General features: G+C 71.7%; 16 protein-coding genes, 1 tRNA gene and 3 pseudogenes. 15 read left to right on the forward strand and 5 right to left on the reverse strand.

Annotation, left to right across the window (positions count from 1 at the left end; all coding sequences use genetic code 11):
* Positions 1–35: 35 nt before the first annotated feature.
* The 3 genes and pseudogenes from U6N30_RS33615 to U6N30_RS08420 form a co-directional block, all read left to right on the forward strand.
* Positions 36–688 (forward strand): annotated as a pseudogene (locus U6N30_RS33615) (aldehyde dehydrogenase family protein); the annotation flags it as partial.
* Between the two features lie 81 nt (positions 689–769).
* The gene (locus U6N30_RS08415) at positions 770–1,087 is read left to right on the forward strand and encodes an aldehyde dehydrogenase family protein (RefSeq protein ID WP_324276910.1); all 318 of its coding nucleotides are present in this window, start codon (positions 770–772) and stop codon (positions 1,085–1,087) included.
* A complete protein-coding gene (locus tag U6N30_RS08420) occupies positions 1,081–1,485 on the forward strand; it encodes an aldehyde dehydrogenase family protein (RefSeq protein WP_324276911.1) in 405 nt (134 codons plus the stop codon). The genes U6N30_RS08415 and U6N30_RS08420 overlap by 7 nt, the downstream gene beginning before the upstream one ends.
* Before the next feature lie 90 nt (positions 1,486–1,575).
* Here U6N30_RS08420 and U6N30_RS08425 read toward each other — a convergent pair whose 3' ends face one another.
* Both U6N30_RS08425 and U6N30_RS33620 read right to left on the reverse strand, forming a co-directional pair.
* Positions 1,576–1,929 (reverse strand): hypothetical protein, encoded by a 354-nt coding sequence (locus U6N30_RS08425; protein WP_324276912.1) that lies wholly within the window; start codon positions 1,927–1,929, stop codon positions 1,576–1,578.
* Between the two features lie 559 nt (positions 1,930–2,488).
* Positions 2,489–2,641 (reverse strand): annotated as a pseudogene (locus U6N30_RS33620) (type IV toxin-antitoxin system AbiEi family antitoxin domain-containing protein); the annotation flags it as partial.
* Between the two features lie 197 nt (positions 2,642–2,838).
* On the opposite strand from U6N30_RS33620, the gene U6N30_RS08430 reads away from it, so the two are divergent.
* The 10 genes and pseudogenes from U6N30_RS08430 (at position 2,839) to U6N30_RS08475 (ending at position 10,933) form a co-directional block, all read left to right on the forward strand.
* Positions 2,839–3,210: a tRNA-dihydrouridine synthase gene (locus U6N30_RS08430; RefSeq protein ID WP_324276913.1), complete on the forward strand. Its 372-nt coding sequence runs from the start codon at positions 2,839–2,841 to the stop codon at positions 3,208–3,210.
* Positions 3,132–3,995 carry a tRNA dihydrouridine synthase gene (locus U6N30_RS08435; protein ID WP_324276914.1) on the forward strand — a complete coding sequence of 288 codons (864 nt, stop codon included), beginning with the start codon at positions 3,132–3,134 and terminating at the stop codon, positions 3,993–3,995. The genes U6N30_RS08430 and U6N30_RS08435 overlap by 79 nt, the downstream gene beginning before the upstream one ends.
* A gap of 309 nt (positions 3,996–4,304) precedes the next feature.
* On the forward strand, positions 4,305–4,430 hold the full coding sequence (locus U6N30_RS08440; RefSeq protein WP_324276915.1) for a hypothetical protein: 126 nt from the start codon (positions 4,305–4,307) through the stop codon (positions 4,428–4,430).
* Positions 4,431–4,598: 168 nt separating this feature from the next.
* Positions 4,599–5,930, forward strand: a complete 1,332-nt coding sequence (locus U6N30_RS08445; RefSeq protein ID WP_324276916.1) for a PEP/pyruvate-binding domain-containing protein — start codon at positions 4,599–4,601, stop codon at positions 5,928–5,930.
* A 46-nt stretch (positions 5,931–5,976) separates the two neighbouring features.
* Complete coding sequence (locus tag U6N30_RS08450; protein ID WP_324276917.1) at positions 5,977–7,296, forward strand: putative PEP-binding protein; 1,320 nt, start codon at positions 5,977–5,979, stop codon at positions 7,294–7,296.
* Between the two features lie 71 nt (positions 7,297–7,367).
* A complete protein-coding gene (locus tag U6N30_RS08455; protein ID WP_324276918.1) occupies positions 7,368–7,991 on the forward strand; it encodes a YdcF family protein in 624 nt (207 codons plus the stop codon).
* A gap of 8 nt (positions 7,992–7,999) precedes the next feature.
* The gene (locus tag U6N30_RS08460; protein WP_324276919.1) at positions 8,000–8,476 is read left to right on the forward strand and encodes a hypothetical protein; all 477 of its coding nucleotides are present in this window, start codon (positions 8,000–8,002) and stop codon (positions 8,474–8,476) included.
* A pseudogene (gene dnaG, locus U6N30_RS08465) lies at positions 8,476–9,660 on the forward strand (DNA primase); the annotation flags it as partial. The gene U6N30_RS08460 and the pseudogene dnaG, both read left to right, overlap by 1 nt.
* 69 nt (positions 9,661–9,729) lie before the next feature.
* A complete protein-coding gene (locus tag U6N30_RS08470) occupies positions 9,730–10,362 on the forward strand; it encodes a hypothetical protein (RefSeq protein ID WP_324278209.1) in 633 nt (210 codons plus the stop codon).
* A gap of 421 nt (positions 10,363–10,783) precedes the next feature.
* A complete protein-coding gene (locus tag U6N30_RS08475; protein ID WP_324276920.1) occupies positions 10,784–10,933 on the forward strand; it encodes a hypothetical protein in 150 nt (49 codons plus the stop codon).
* A gap of 135 nt (positions 10,934–11,068) precedes the next feature.
* Here the strand turns inward: U6N30_RS08475 and U6N30_RS08480 are convergent, their stop codons facing one another.
* Positions 11,069–11,278 carry a hypothetical protein gene (locus U6N30_RS08480; RefSeq protein WP_324276921.1) on the reverse strand — a complete coding sequence of 70 codons (210 nt, stop codon included), beginning with the start codon at positions 11,276–11,278 and terminating at the stop codon, positions 11,069–11,071.
* A gap of 135 nt (positions 11,279–11,413) precedes the next feature.
* Here U6N30_RS08480 and U6N30_RS08485 point away from each other — a divergent pair.
* Together U6N30_RS08485 and U6N30_RS08490 are read left to right on the forward strand one after the other, a co-directional pair.
* Positions 11,414–11,492, forward strand: a tRNA-Asn gene (locus U6N30_RS08485).
* Positions 11,493–11,599: 107 nt separating this feature from the next.
* A complete protein-coding gene (locus U6N30_RS08490; RefSeq protein WP_324276922.1) occupies positions 11,600–12,850 on the forward strand; it encodes a tyrosine-type recombinase/integrase in 1,251 nt (416 codons plus the stop codon).
* 56 nt (positions 12,851–12,906) lie between these two features.
* Here U6N30_RS08490 and U6N30_RS08495 read toward each other — a convergent pair whose 3' ends face one another.
* Positions 12,907–13,299 carry a helix-turn-helix domain-containing protein gene (locus tag U6N30_RS08495; protein ID WP_324276923.1) on the reverse strand — a complete coding sequence of 131 codons (393 nt, stop codon included), beginning with the start codon at positions 13,297–13,299 and terminating at the stop codon, positions 12,907–12,909.
* Between the two features lie 237 nt (positions 13,300–13,536).
* Positions 13,537–14,778 carry a trans-sulfuration enzyme family protein gene (locus U6N30_RS08500; RefSeq protein WP_324278210.1) on the reverse strand — a complete coding sequence of 414 codons (1,242 nt, stop codon included), beginning with the start codon at positions 14,776–14,778 and terminating at the stop codon, positions 13,537–13,539.
* Positions 14,779–14,781 lie beyond the last annotated feature (3 nt).

Raw genomic sequence — 14,781 nt, forward strand, 5'->3', positions numbered from 1 at the left:
CCGTACCCCGAGATCTAGCACGAGGAGTCGCGACCATGTTCGAGACCAACCTGCTCATCGGCAACGAGGCCCTGTCCGCCGGCAGCGGCCGGACGTTCGACCGGGCCAACCCCGTCGGCGGGGAAGTGGTGACCCGGAGCCAGTCGGCCGGTGTCGAGGACGCGCTGAAGGCCGTCGACGCCGCCGCCGCGGCGTTCCCGACGTGGGCCGCCACGACGCCGACGGCTCGCCGGACGCTGCTGCTGAAGGCCGCCGACCTGCTGGAGGCCAACACCGACCGCTTCGTCGAGCGCATGGCCGCAGAGTGCGGCGCCACCGCCGGCTGGGGTCACTTCAACGTCCACCTCGCGGCGGGCATGCTGCGCGAGGCGGCCGGCCTCACCACCCACGTGGGCGGGCAGATCATCCCGTCGGACGTCCCCGGCAGCCTGAGCATGGGCATCCGCCAGCCGGCGGGCGTCGTCATCGGCATCGCGCCCTGGAACGCGCCGGTGATCCTGTCGACCCGCGCCGTCGCCTTCCCGCTCGCCGCCGGCAACACCGTCGTCCTCAAGTGCTCGGAGCTCTCCCCGGCCACGCACATGCTGCTGGGCGAGATCCTCGTCGAGGCCGGCCTCGGGGACGGCGTCGTCAACGTGATCACCGTGGCCCCCGAGGACGCCGCCGAGGTCACCGAGGCGATGGTGGCGCACCCGGCGGTGCGTCGCCTCAACTTCACCGGCTCCACCCGCGTGGGCCGCATCGTGGGGAGGTCTGCGCCCGGCACCTGGTGCCCGCCGTCCTGGAGCTCGGGGGCAAGAACCCGCTCCTCGTTCTGGACGACGCGGACATCGACGCCGCCGTCCAGGGCGCCACGTTCGGCGGCTTCGTCAACCAGGGTCACGTCTGCATGTCGACCGACAAGATCATCGTCGACGAGTCGATCGCCGAGGAGTTCGTCGGGAAGCTCGTCGCCCGGGTGGAGTCCCTCCCGTGCGGAGACCCGCGCAAGGAGGACGTCGTCCTCGGCTCGGTCATCGGCACCAGCACCGTCGAGCACGTCCGGAAGCTGGTCGACGACGCCGTCGCCAAGGGGCGACCGTGCTGACCTCGGGCGAGCCGCAGGGCACGATCATGCCCGGCATCGTCGTCGACCACGTGACGCCGGACATGGAGATCTTCCACGAGGAGATCTTCGGCCCGGCCGTCACGATCACGCGGGTGAACAGCGAGGAGGAGGCGATCGCCGCGGCGAACGACAGCGCGTACGGGCTGGCGGCGGCGGTCTTCACCCGGGACGCCGCGCGCGGCTTCCAGGTCGCCCGGCGGATCGAGTCCGGCATCTGCCACATCAACGCCCCGACGGTGCACGACGAGGCGCAGATGCCGTTCGGTGGTGTGAAGGACAGCGGCTACGGCCGCTTCGGCGGGCTCGCCGGCATCGACGCGTTCACCGAGCTCCGCTGGATCAGCATGCAGGTGGAGCCGCGCGTCTACCCGTTCTGAGTACACCGCACCGGCGACGTGCGCCGGGCAGGGCCGGTGGGCCGGACGTCTGGCCGCGTCACAGCGCGGCCAGATGTCGGCTCCAGCGGCTCAACCCACCTCGTCGTGGGTGCGGGCGAGCCAACCGTCGTCACCCCCGTCCGCGCCACGCCAGTACCCCTCCGAACGAGCCACCTCGTCGAACTCTCGGTGGCGGGGGCCCGGGATGGCCAGGTGACGACGCACGAGCGCGTCGAGGTCGGCACGTCGCGACGGGCCTAGGTCCGCATGGACCACCCGGACGAAGCGGACGCCGAACGAGCGGAGCACGTCCTCGATCCGCTTCTCCCTCCAGAGTTCGTCCTCCGGGGTCCGGCCGTACCGGGCTTGCCGATACTTGACCCGGCCGTCGAACTCGATGGCCAGCGCCGCATCGGGGTACCAGCCGTCCACGACCTTGAGCAATCGGCCATCGACCCACAGCTCGACCTGAGGAATGAACGGCGGCAGCGCCAGGAGGCGAAGGCCAGGCGGCCGAAGGTCTCCAGCCACGACTCCGCCCGCCCGTCGGAGAGGTCCACCGCGCGCACGGCGCGGGGATGCCGGGCACGTACGCCTGGCGGTCCAGGACGCGCCGGAGTTCGTCGCGGTCGGCCAGTTGACGGAGCAGAACCGCATCGACGGCGGCCACGGCGTGCACCTCCGGCCAGGCGCGGGCGAGGTCGACCACGGTCCGCGCCGGTGTCGTGACCCGGTAGGCGCCGCGCACTGTTACCTCGTCGTCCGGCAGGCCGGCGTGCGTCATCACCCAGCCGCGGCCCCGGCGCCACCGGTGCGGATCGGTGAGATGCACGGTGGTCGGCACCGACCTCGGCCGAGGAAGTCCCCAGACCCAGGCCGCGGTGGCTCCGCTCAGCACGGCGGTCGGGCGGGCAAGACGGGTCGTGACGGCGAGCGCGTCGAGGCCTGGACGGCGATCTGTCCGCTCGACCTCGGCCAGGTCGCTCGCGGTCACGAACACCCCCGTCCGCAGCCGGACCCACTCTCCGGCCTGCACCGCCGTCCGGATCTCGCGCTCGCTGACCCCACGCTCAGCCAGGTCGGCAATGGTGAAGATACCGAGCCTGCGGCGGGAGGGTTCGGAGATGACCATTGGGACGGGCGGCCGGGTGTTCATGGGTCGACCCTGAATCAGGCCGGCGGCTCCGGTGGACGACCGCCGACATCTGTGGATCCGTCGCGGTCCTGAGGACGACGAGGTCCGGCCGCATCGCCCGACGTGTGGCCGCCCTACGACGCGGCTGGACGTCGGCCCGCGAGGCTCACCCTCCGGGCGACGAGGAGTGACGGGGGTCGCCGCCTACCCTGGGTGGCGTGACCAGCACGCTCGAGCCGGCGACGGCGCTCCCGCCGCTGAAGCTCGGCGCGCTCGCGGTCGACCCCGCCGTGGTGCTCGCGCCCATGGCCGGCATCACCAACCCTGCCTTCCGCACGCTGTGCCGCGAGTTCGGGGCGGGCCTCTACGTCTGCGAGATGATCACCACGCGGGCGCTCGTGGAGCGCAACGAGAAGACCTTGCGCATGATCCGGGCCACCGCGGACGAGAGGACGCGTTCTCCGTCCAGCTCTACGGCGTCGACCCGGCGACCGTGGGCCGCGCGGTCGAGATGCTCGTCGACGAGGGCGTCGCCGGCACCCGCCCGGCGCACATCGACCTCAACTTCGGCTGCCCGGTGCCCAAGGTGACCCGCAAGGGCGGTGGCTCCGCCCTGCCGTGGCGGCGCATCCTGTTCCGCGACATCGTCCGGTCCGCCGTCCGCGCGGCGAAGGACGTGCCGGTGACGGTGAAGACCCGCATCGGGATCGACGCCGACCACGTCACCTACCTCGACGCGGGACGGACGGCGCAGGACGAGGGCGTCGCCGCGATCACCCTGCACGGGCGCACTGCCGACCAGCTCTACAGCGGCACCGCGGACTGGTCGCCGATCGCGCGCCTGGTGGAGGCGGTGGACATCCCGGTGCTCGGCAACGGTGACATCTGGGAGGCCGACGACGCGCTGCGCATGGTGGCCGAGACCGGTTGCGCGGGCGTCGTCATCGGGCGCGGCTGCCTGGGCCGGCCGTGGCTGTTCGGCGACCTGGCGGCCGCCTTCTCCGGGACCCCGCGGCGCTGCCTGCCGACGATGGCCGAGGTCGCCGCGATCATGCACCGGCACGCCACCCTGCTGTCGCAGGAGCAGGGCGAGGTGCACGGCTGCACCGACTTCCGCAAGCACGTCGCGTGGTACCTCAAGGGCTTCTCGGTCGGCTCCGACACCCGCCGGGCCCTGGCGATGGTCAGCGGTCTCGACGAGCTCGCGGAGCTGCTCGCCGCGATTCCCGACCAGCCCTATCCGGTCGCCGTCCTCGGGGCTCCGCGTGGGCGCACCAGCCCGCCGCGTCCGGTCGCCCTGCCCGAGGGCTGGCTGGCCGACCGTGACGACCCGCGCCCGCCGGCGGGAGCCGAGCTCGAGGTGAGCGGCGGATGAGCGCCCCCAGGGCCCGTTCCTGTACGACGACGGGCCAGAGGCGCTGCACACGGGCGCGCCGCGCAGGTCGGGGAAGATCCTGGTCCTCGTCTTCGGTGGCACCGTGCTGTTCGCCGTCCTCATGGTCGTGCTGACCCTCGTCGTCCGCGGCTCGGGCGCGGACCAGGCGCGGGAGGTCGCGGGAGTCTTCGTCGCGGCCCTGTCGCAGGGGACACCGAGACCGCCTACGACCTGCTCTGCCAGGAGGAGCGGATCCGCCTGTCGGCCGACGAGCTGGCCGCCGCCTACCTGGGCGAGGGCCCCGGCCAGGTGGGCGAAGCCGTTCGGGACGGGGAGGCGCGCCTGGTGCCGGTGCAGTGGTCGGACGGGACGACGACGGAGCTCACCGTCATCGGTGAGGACGGCCTGCGGATCTGCGGGACCGCCCCCGCCTGACCGCCGGCGAGGGTGATCCGTGTCACCCGGTACGGGGTCGCGGCCACCGCCACCGTCCGTCACGATCGACGACTACGTCCATGGGACGTTCATGACGTCTTGCCCGCTCCGGCGGGGACGTCCCAGGGGAACGTGCCCGCCGAGGGCTGACGGATGCGGAGGTGCGCGGTGGCCGGGACCAAGTGGATCTACGACTTCACCGAGGGCAGCAAGGATCAGAAGGACCTGCTGGGCGGCAAGGGCGCCAACCTGGCGGAGATGACCAACCTGGGCCTGCCCGTCCCGCCCGGCTTCACGATCACCACCGACGCCTGCCGGTACTACCTCGAGCACGGCGGCACCCCGCCGGAGCTGGACGCCCAGGTCACCGAGTACCTCGCGGCGCTGCAGGAGGCCATGGGGAAGACGCTGGGTGACCCGGCGGACCCGCTGCTGGTCTCGGTGCGGTCCGGTGCCGCGGCGTCCATGCCCGGGATGATGGAGACGGTCCTCAACGTCGGCCTCAACGACGAGTCGGTGCAGGGCCTGGCGCAGCAGTCGGGCAGCGAGCGCTTCGCTTGGGACTCCTACCGCCGGCTCATCCAGATGTTCGGCAAGACCGTGCTCGACATCGACGGCGAGCACTTCGACGAGGCGCTCGACGCGGCCAAGGCCGAGCAGGGCACGGAGCTCGACCTCGACCTGGACGCCGAGCACCTGAAGGACGTCGTCGACCGGTTCAAGGCGATCGTCCGGGAGCACACCGGCACCGACTTCCCGCAGGACCCGCGGGAGCAGATGGACATGGCGATCAACGCCGTCTTCGACTCCTGGAACTCCGACCGGGCGATCATCTACCGCCGTCGCGAGCGGATCCCCAGCGACGCCGGCACGGCCGTCAACGTCTGCGCCATGGTGTTCGGCAATCTGGGCGCCGACTCCGGCACCGGGGTCGCGTTCACGCGCGACCCCGGCAGCGGCGCGCAGGGCGTCTACGGCGACTACCTGCAGAACGCCCAGGGCGAGGACGTCGTCGCGGGGATCCGGAACACGGTGCCCCTGGCCGACCTCGACGACATCGACCACGACGCCTACGACGAGCTGATGACGACGATGGCGCGCCTGGAGTCGCACTACCGCGACCTGTGCGACATCGAGTTCACCATCGAGCGCAACAAGCTCTGGATGCTGCAGACCCGCGTCGGCAAGCGCACCGCCGCAGCCGCGTTCGTCATCGCCACCCAGCTGGTGGACGAGGGCCTCATCGACATGGACGAGGCCGTCCGCCGGGTCACCGGCGACCAGCTGGCCCAGCTGATGTTCCCGCGATTCGTCTCCGGTGGGGACGCCACGCAGCTCACCCAGGGCATGAACGCCTCACCCGGTGCCGCCGTCGGCAAGGCGGTCTTCTCCTCGGAGGAGGCGGTGCGGTGGGCCGACCGCGGCGAGCAGGTCGTGCTCGTGCGCCGGGAGACGAACCCCGACGACCTCTCCGGGATGATCGCCGCCCAGGGGTGCTGACCAGCCGCGGCGGCAAGACCTCGCACGCCGCCGTCGTCGCCCGGGGATGGGCAAGACCTGCGTCTGCGGCGCCGAGGAGCTACAGGTCGACACCAAGGCCAAGAAGTTCACCGCCCCCGACGGCACCGTGGTCGCCGAGGGCGACGTCATCTCGATCGACGGCTCGACCGGCAAGGTGTGGCTGGGCGAGGTGCCGGTGGAGCCGTCGTCGGTCGTCCGCTACTTCGAGGGCGAGATCGATCCGGACTCCGATGACGCCGATGACCTGGTGCGCAGCGTCCACCGCATCCTCACCCACGCCGACGAGGTGCGGCGGCTCGACGTGCGCACCAACGCCGACACCCCGGAGGACTCGGCGCGGGCCCGGCGCTTCGGCGCCCGCGGCATCGGTCTCTGCCGGACCGAGCACATGTTCCTCGGCGACCGCCGGCAGCTGGTCGAGAAGCTGATCCTGGCCGACGGCGACGAGGAGCGGCAGGCCGCGCTCGACGCCCTGGAGCCCCTGCAGAAGCAGGACTTCCTCGAGATCTTCGAGGCGATGGACGGGTTGCCGGTCACCGTCCGGCTGCTCGACCCGCCGCTGCACGAGTTCCTGCCCGACCTGACCGAGCTGTCGGTCCGCGTCGCCCTGGCCGAGGAGCGCGGCGAACCCGACGAGGGCAGCCTGCGCCTGCTGGCCGCGGTGCGCGGCATGCACGAGTCCAATCCGATGCTGGGGCTGCGCGGCGTGCGGCTGGGCCTGGTCGTCCCCGGCCTGTTCGCCATGCAGGTGCGGGCGATCGCCGAGGCGGCGTGCGAGCGGCGCAAGGCCGGCGGGGACCCGCGGCCGGAGATCATGATCCCCCTGGTGGGTGCGGTCCAGGAGCTGGAGGCGATCCGCGAGGAGTCCGAGCGCGTCCTGGCCGACGTGTGCCAGGAGGAGGGCGTCCAGATCGAGGCGCTGATCGGCACGATGATCGAGGTGCCGAGGGCCGCGCTCACGGCGGGCGAGATCGCGGAGTACGCCGAGTTCTTCTCCTTCGGCACCAACGACCTGACGCAGATGACCTGGGGCTTCTCCCGCGACGACGTGGAGGCGGCGTTCTTCCACCAGTACCTGGACAAGGGGATCTTCGGCATCTCGCCGTTCGAGTCCCTGGACCGCGAAGGGGTCGGCCGGCTCGTGCAGATCGGCGCCGAGGCCGGTCGCGCGGCGCGCCCGGACCTCAAGCTGGGCATCTGTGGCGAGCACGGCGGCGACCCCGACTCGGTGCACTTCTTCCACGCGGTCGGGCTGGACTACGTCTCCTGCTCGCCGTTCCGCGTGCCGGTCGCCCGCCTCGAGGCGGGACGGGCCGCCCTGGGCGGGGACCGCGCGGGCTCGTAGCGGGGTCGCGCGCCTCACTGTCCCCAGGGGCCTCGCGGCGTCAGCCCCGCGTGGTACCCATGACGTGTGGGGTGCGCATCGGGAACCTGCTGAACCGCGTGGCCGGCGCTGCCGTCCTCGCGTTCGTCCTGCTGGTCACCTCGACGGGGCTGGCCATCTGGTGGAACGCCCGGCAGGACGCGCGCCCGGCCTCCGACGCGATCGTGGTGCTCGGGTCGGCCCAGTACAACGGCGTGCCCTCGTCGATCTTCGAGGCGCGGCTGGAGCATGCGATCGCGCTCTACGAGGAGGGCGTGGCTCCGGTGATCGTGACCGTCGGCGGGCGGGCCGAGGGTGATGAGTTCACCGAGGCGGAGGCAGGCCGGGAGTACCTGGCGAACGGCGGGGTGTCCCGTGACGCACTGCTCGCCGTCGAGGAGGGCGTGGACACCCTGGAGAGCATGCGCGTGGTGGCGACGGCGTTCGGCGAGCACGGCTGGACCAGCGCCGTCGTCGTCACCGATCCGTGGCATGCGATGCGGGCCGAGCGGATGGCCGAGGACCAGGGCATCGATGCGGAGAGCTCACCCACCCGGCAGGGCCCGGCCGTGCAGACCCGCGGCACGCAGTTCCGCTACATCCTGCGGGAGACTGCCGCCTACCTGCTCTACCGCGCGACCGGTGAGAGCGTCGCCGGCGCACCCGGGATCGGCTGAGGAGGGCGGTGCTCGAACTCGGCAAGGCCGGCTCCGCCGGGGCCGCGAAGGGTGTGGTCCCCGTGCTGCGCGCCGGCGCCGTCGTCGCCACCGTGCAACCCGCGCGATGGCGGGAGGCGGCGACGGTGACCGTGGGCGACCGCACCTGGGAGTACGCCAAGCACAAGCGTGAGCTCGTCGCCCGCCGGTCGGGCGATCCCGAGGGCGTGGCGCGGCTGCGTGCGCGGCAGACCTCCGGCTGGAGGGGCACCTGGGCCATCGAGCTGGAGGGGACGACGGTCGACGTGCGCCCTGCCTCCCGGTGGAAGGGCACCCACCGCTTCCTGATGCACGGCACGCAGGTGGCCGAGAGCGGCACCACCCCGGGCTGGACACCGCGGGCCACCATCACCATCGACGGGTCGCTGCCGCTGGACCAGCAGGTCTTCCTGCTGTGGTGGGAGCACACCATGCGCCGTCGGGCCGCAGCGGCGGCGGCCGCCTGATGGCCGGCCGGGGACGCATCCGGGCCGCGGACATCGCACTGGTCCGCGAACGCTCGAAGATCGACGAGATCGTCGGCGAACACCTGCAGCTCAAGCGCGCCGGCGGCGGCAGCCTCAAGGGCCTCTGCCCCTTCCACGACGAGAAGTCGCCGTCCTTCCAGGTGACGCCCAGTCGCGGGCTCTGGCACTGCTTCGGTTGCGGGATGGGTGGCGACGTCATCTCCTTCATCCAGCAGATCGACCACCTGTCGTTCTCCGAGTCGATCGAGCTGCTGGCCGGGCGGGCGAACGTCGAGCTGCACTACGAGGACGACAGCGGCCGCGCCACCGGTGCGCCCGACCGGGCCAACGTCGGCCAGCGGGCCAGGCTGGTCGCCGCGAACACCGCCGCCGCGGCCTTCTTCGCCGAGCAGCTCGGGACGCCGGAGGCCGCGCCCGCGCGCCAGTTCCTCGCCGAGCGCGGGTTCGACCGGCAGGTGGCCCTCGACTTCGGCTGCGGCTTCGCGCCGGCCGGGTGGGACGCCCTGACCCGGCACCTGCGCGGCAAAGGGTTCACCCAGGCCGAGCTGGTCACCGGCGGGCTGGCCAAGGAGTCCTCGCGCGGAACGCTCATCGACCGGTTCCACCGCCGGCTGGTCTGGCCGATCCGCGACATCACCGGCGACGTCATCGGCTTCGGCGCCCGCAAGCTGATGGACGACGACCCGGGGCCGAAGTACCTCAACACCCCCGAGACGCCGCTGTACAAGAAGAGCACGGTGCTCTACGGCATCGAGCGGGCCAAGCGCGACATCGCCAGGCGGCACCAGGCCGTCGTCGTCGAGGGCTACACCGACGTGATGGCCTGCCACCTGGCCGGGGTGACGACCGCGGTCGCCTCCTGCGGCACCGCGTTCGGCGGGGAGCACATCAGTGTGCTGCGCCGGCTGCTGATGGACCAGGACGAGTTCCGCGGCGAGGTCGTCTACACCTTCGACGGCGACGCGGCCGGCCAGGCGGCGGCCATGAAGACCTTCGCCGAGGACCAGCGGTTCGTCGGCCAGACGTTCGTCGCCGTCGAGCCGAACGGGCACGACCCGTGCGAGCTGCGCCAGGAGCACGGCGACGCCGCCGTCCGCGACCTCGTGGCCCGGCGAACGCCGCTGATCGAGTTCGTGCTGAAGACGACGCTGGGCGGCTACGACCTGGACACCGTCGAGGGCGGGTCGCCGCGCTGGAGAAGACCGCGCCGCTGCTGGCGCAGATCAAGGACCATGCCCTGCGGCCCGCCTACGCCCGGCGCCTCGCGGGGCTGCTCGGCCTGCCCGACGAGACCGACGTCATGGACCGGCTGCGCCGGCTCGGCGGCGAGGGCGGGGACGCCGGCCGTGGCCGGCCGCGCGCCCGGGTGCCGCAGAAGAGCCCGGACGACGTCGCCCTCGAGATCGAACGGGAGGCGGTCAAGGCGGCGCTCCAGGTACCGGAGGTCGCCGGCCCGTCGTTCGACGCCGTTCCCCCGAGGCATACACCGACCCCGACTACGCCGCGGTCGCGGCTGCCGTGGCTGCTGCCGGAGGGCCGCGGGCGCGACGGTCACCGGGGCGGCCTGGCTGGAGCAGCTGACCGTCCACTGCTCCCGGGATTCCGCCCGCGCGCAGTTGACGGCGCTGGCCGTGGAGCCCATGCGGACGGTCGGGGAGGGCGACACCCACTACGTCAACGCGCTGATGGCCCGGCTCCAGGAGATCTACACGGTCCGCCAGATCGCGGCGGTGAAGGGGAAGCTGCAGCGGATGAACCCGGTCGAGTCCTCCGACGACTACATGAAGGCGTTCAAGCAGCTGATGGACCTGGAGCAACTGGCGATCTCGCTGCGCAAGCGGGCGACCGGCGGGCTGACCCCGTGACCTTGCTCGACACGCTGAAGCGCCGCTTCGCCCGGCCGCCGGAGCCGGTGCGGGTCGCCGTCCTGGCCTCTCCCGATCCCGACGAGCGGGTGCTCGCCTGGGGCACGCTGACGCGCGAGGAGGGCTGGCTGGTCGCCACCTCCCGCGGCCTGAGCGTGGTGCCGAGGGCGGTGACGTCGGTCGAGGACTCCGCGGTCCTGCGCTGGCACGAGATCGCGGAGGCGCGCTGGTCGGCCACCGCGGACGGCGGTGGCAGCTTCGTCGTCACCTCGCTGGCCGAGGTGGAGCCCGGCGTCCAGGCGCGGCAGCCGCAGCGGCGATACGTGGTCACCGACGCCGGTGACCTGCCCGCGATCGTGCGCCGCCGGGTGGACCAGACGATCGTGGCCAGCCAGCGCTCGCCGCTCCCCGGTGGGGAGGGGTGCTGCTGGTCGCCCGCCGGATCCCCGGTCAGGCGGGGCGGGAGTGGACCGTGGTCTTCGACGACGACCAGCGCCGCAGCGACCCCGAGGCGCGCGAGGCCGCGCGCCGGAAGCTCGCCGACCTGGTCGCGGCCGACCAGGTCGACTGATCCGACGCACCGCTCAGCGCGGCGTCCAGTTGCCCGGTCGCCGAGTGAGCAGTTGTGGTCGCCGGGACCGGCCGGCAGGTGCGTGTCGCTGACCTCAGCTGCACCATCGGCGGACGCCGGAGCCGGGAGCGCTGGTCAGCGCGGCGGCTCGCTGCCCATGCGGGCACGCAGCGACGAGACGGCGTCGTCGGCCTTGGCCTGGGCGACGCCGGCGATGCTCTGCAGGCGCGGGTCGTCCTTGGCGTTCTCCCAGCCGCGGCGGATCTGCTCGTAGCGCTCGCGGCCGGCCTTCGAGCCGAGGACGTAGCCGGCGCCGAATCCGGCGAGAAAGGACAGCTTGGCCACGAGTACCTCCGCAGACGGGCGAGCGAGATCGGTGATCACGCTACCTGTGTTGCGCGCAACCGTGAGAGGCGGGCGAGGCGGTCCCGGAGGTCCTCCGAGCGTGGGGTAGTCTCGTCGGGCCAGCGGGTCGAACCCGCTCGTCCCCCGTAGCTCAATTGGCAGAGCATGCGACTGTTAATCGCAGGGTTACTGGTTCAAGTCCAGTCGGGGAGCGCGACCGAGGCCCTGACCAGCGAGTTTGCTGCTCAGAGCCTTTCGTTGTGGCGTTGCCTGAACAGGTGGGGCATCCTTTAGGCATCCAATACGGATGAGGAGGATGCCGTGGGCCGGCCACCGCTCCCGCTCGGCACGTACGGCAAGGTCCTGTTCATCGCGCAGCCGAGCGGCCAGGTCAAAGCCCGGGCGAAGTTCCGCGACTTCGACGGCCGGGTCCGGCTGGTGTCCAAGGTGGGGCCGTCGCGCGCCGCCGCCGAACGGGCGCTGAAAGCCGAGTTCACCGGCCGCCAGGCTCCCGGCGGCGTCGGTGCGATCACTGCCGCAACACGAATGGCCACGTTGGCCGACGCCTGGATGGAGGCCGACCATGGCTGGTCGACCGGCACGCAGCGCACCTACCGCTCGGTGGTCAGCAAGCAGGTCAAGCCGGCCTTCGGTCAGCTCTGCATCCGCGAAGTGACCTCCGGCGTGGTCAGCCGAGCGCTGGCCGCCATCGCCAAGAGCAGCGGACCGGGGGCGGCCAAGACAGCGCGGGCGTGCCTTTCCGGGATGTTCGCGCTGGCGATCCAGGACGGCGCCGTCGCGGTCAATCCGGTCCGCGACGCCATCGCCAAGATCAGTACCGGCAAGCGAACGCCGCGCGCCCTGACTGCGGCAGAGACCGGACGACTCGTCGAGCTATTCCGAACCAGCGACCGCGCGACCGAGCTCGACCTGCCCGACCTCGTCGACTGGATGCTGGCCACCGGCTGCCGGATCGGCGAAGCGCTGGCTCTGCGGTACGGAACCAACGGCGACGGCAAGCCGATCCTTGACCTCGGGGCCGGGACCTGGGAAGTGAATGCCACAGTGGTCCGCGTGCCAGGCGCCGGGCTGGCGGTCCAGCCGCGGCCGAAGACCACCGCCGGCTGGCGGATCATCGCGCTGCCCGAGTTCGTCGTCCGGATGCTGGAGGACCGGCGGGCGAGTTCCCGCCGGCAGGCGGACACTCAGGTCGTCTTCCCTCCGCCGCTGACCGGCGCCCTGAGGGATCCGTCGAACGTCTCAGGAGACCTCCGCCAGTTGCTCGACTCGTTCGAGTGCGAGACCTGCGGGGGAACGGGCTATCAGCTCGACGAGGACGGCTCCTTCAGGGCCGGGGCAGGCGGGCGACGCATCCGCTGCGAGGAAGGGCCTTGGTCGTGGGTCACCTCGCACACCTTCCGCAAGACCGTCGCCACCCGCCTCGACGAGGCCGGCCTCAGTCCGCGCCAGGTGGCCGACCAGTTGGGCCACGCCAACCCGTCCATGACGCTCGACGTCTACTTCGGCCGGCAGGTCGTCAGCGCCGAGGCGGCGCGGGTGTTGAACCGTTGAGCTGTCATCGCCGTGAAGTCCTGGCACGGCGGCGGGGCGGCGCTGAATCCCGCCGCTCACCCCGCTCGTTCGGCGCGCCCTGCTTCCGCCTGCTCATGCAGCCACGCGGTAACGTCAGCGCGCCGGTAGACCACGCGACGTCCCACACGGAAGCTGTGTGGTCCCGTGCCAAGGTGCCGCCAGTACCTCAACGTGGAGACGGGCGAGCGCATGATCAGGGCAACCTCGGCCGTGGTCAGCAGGTCATCCGGGTTATCCATGACGAACCTCTCTGGTCTCGCGACGCCGCCCGGGGAGGCCCTGCACCGCAAGGTAGGGCGAGGTGTGGACACCTCGTCTGCCTCGCACCCCGGCGGAAGACCATTGCCGGGGTCCGATGCGATCGCTGAGTTCACCTTCCGCATCCCAGACTCAACAGCGACCGTTCTCTCGGATCGTTCTGGTCGCATTGGGCCGCTACTCCAGCCTGACGCACAGGGAGCTCTCGTTGTCAGACCACGAAAGAGCCAAGGCCGGTGGTCGCCTTTAGGCCCGTCTCAGCGGGGAAGCTGTGGAGCTGCAGCCCCTGCGCGTTGGTGCTTCCGCACCCGAAGCAGGCGCCGTGGGGAACTAAATGGTCTTGGATGCTTTCCCGGAGCCATCCTCTTGTGGGGCGATTCGGTGGTCCACGGCGCTGGTGGAGGAGATCATCGGGTCACCTCGTTGAGTGCCTCGGTGAGGTCGGCGATCAGATCGGCGGTGTCTTCCAGGCCGACGGAGAGACGCACCATGGAATCGGTGATGCCGCGCCGCTCACGCTCCGGCTCCGACAGTCCGTGGTGGGTGGTGGTCACCGGCTGGGTGGCCAGGCTCTCGGCCCCGCCCAAGCTCGGCGCCAGGGAGAACAGCGCAAGGCGGTCCGCGACTCGGCTGGTAGTCGCGCCGTCGGCGTTGACCTCGATGGTGAGAATGCCGCCGAAGCCGCTCATCTGCTTGGCGGCAAGCGCGTGGCCGGGGAAGGAGGGCAGGCCCGGGTAGAGCACCCGAGCGACGCGCGGATCGGCTTCCAGGGCATCGGCGATGGCTTGCGCGGAGGCGTTCTGCGCCTGGACGCGGATGGTCAGAGTGCGCAGGCTGCGGGCCAGTAACGACGCGGGCTCCGGGCCGATCGTCGTGCCGAGGTTCTTGCGCCAACCCCAGACCGGGGTGACCAGCTCAGCGCTGCCGAGCAGGAAGCCGGCGGTGACGTCGGAGTGCCCACCGAGGTACTTGGTGGCGGAGTACACGACGAAGTCGGCGCCCAGCTTCAGCGGCCGCTGGTTGACCGGCGACGCGAACGTGTTGTCCACCGCGACGAGTGCCCCGTGTTGGTGGGCGAGCGCGGAGATGGCGGCGACGTCGAAGATCTCCAGCGCTGGGTTGGTCGGGGTCTCGAGGAAGATCAGGCGCGCGCCGGCTTGCAGCGCGCCTTCCAGCTGATCGAGCTCGGACCCGAGCAGGAACGTCGTGTTGATGCCCAGGTGAGGCAGCTGGTCGGCGAGCAGTTCGAGCGTGCCGCCGTAGGCGTCACCGAGGCAGACGATGCCCTCGCGGCCGTACTGGGCGAAGAGCGCAGCTTCGGCGGCCATGCCGGAGCAGAAGGCAAGGGCGGCTTCGGCTCCCTCGACGGCGGCCATCGTCTCTTCCAGCGCGAAGGTCGTCGGGTTGAGCCCGTAGCGGGTGTAGAGGGAGCCGGCCTTGCGGCCCTCGACCACGTCCAGCAGCGCCGCGGTGTCCTCGAAGGCGAACGTCGTGGTGTTGTAAATCGGCAGGTGGGGGCGCCGTGGGGGTCCTTGAGGCTGGTCCCGTGGATGGCGCGGGTCGATTGGCCGGGTGTGTGGGTCACGATGACTCTCCGTTCGTCGAGGGGTCGGTGGCGCAGGCGGCGGGGCAACGAGGCGTGGGAACAGGCC

Origin of the sequence: Blastococcus brunescens (assembly GCF_035320885.1) — a bacterium.
Classification (GTDB): Bacteria; Actinomycetota; Actinomycetes; order Mycobacteriales; family Geodermatophilaceae; genus Blastococcus_B; species Blastococcus_B brunescens.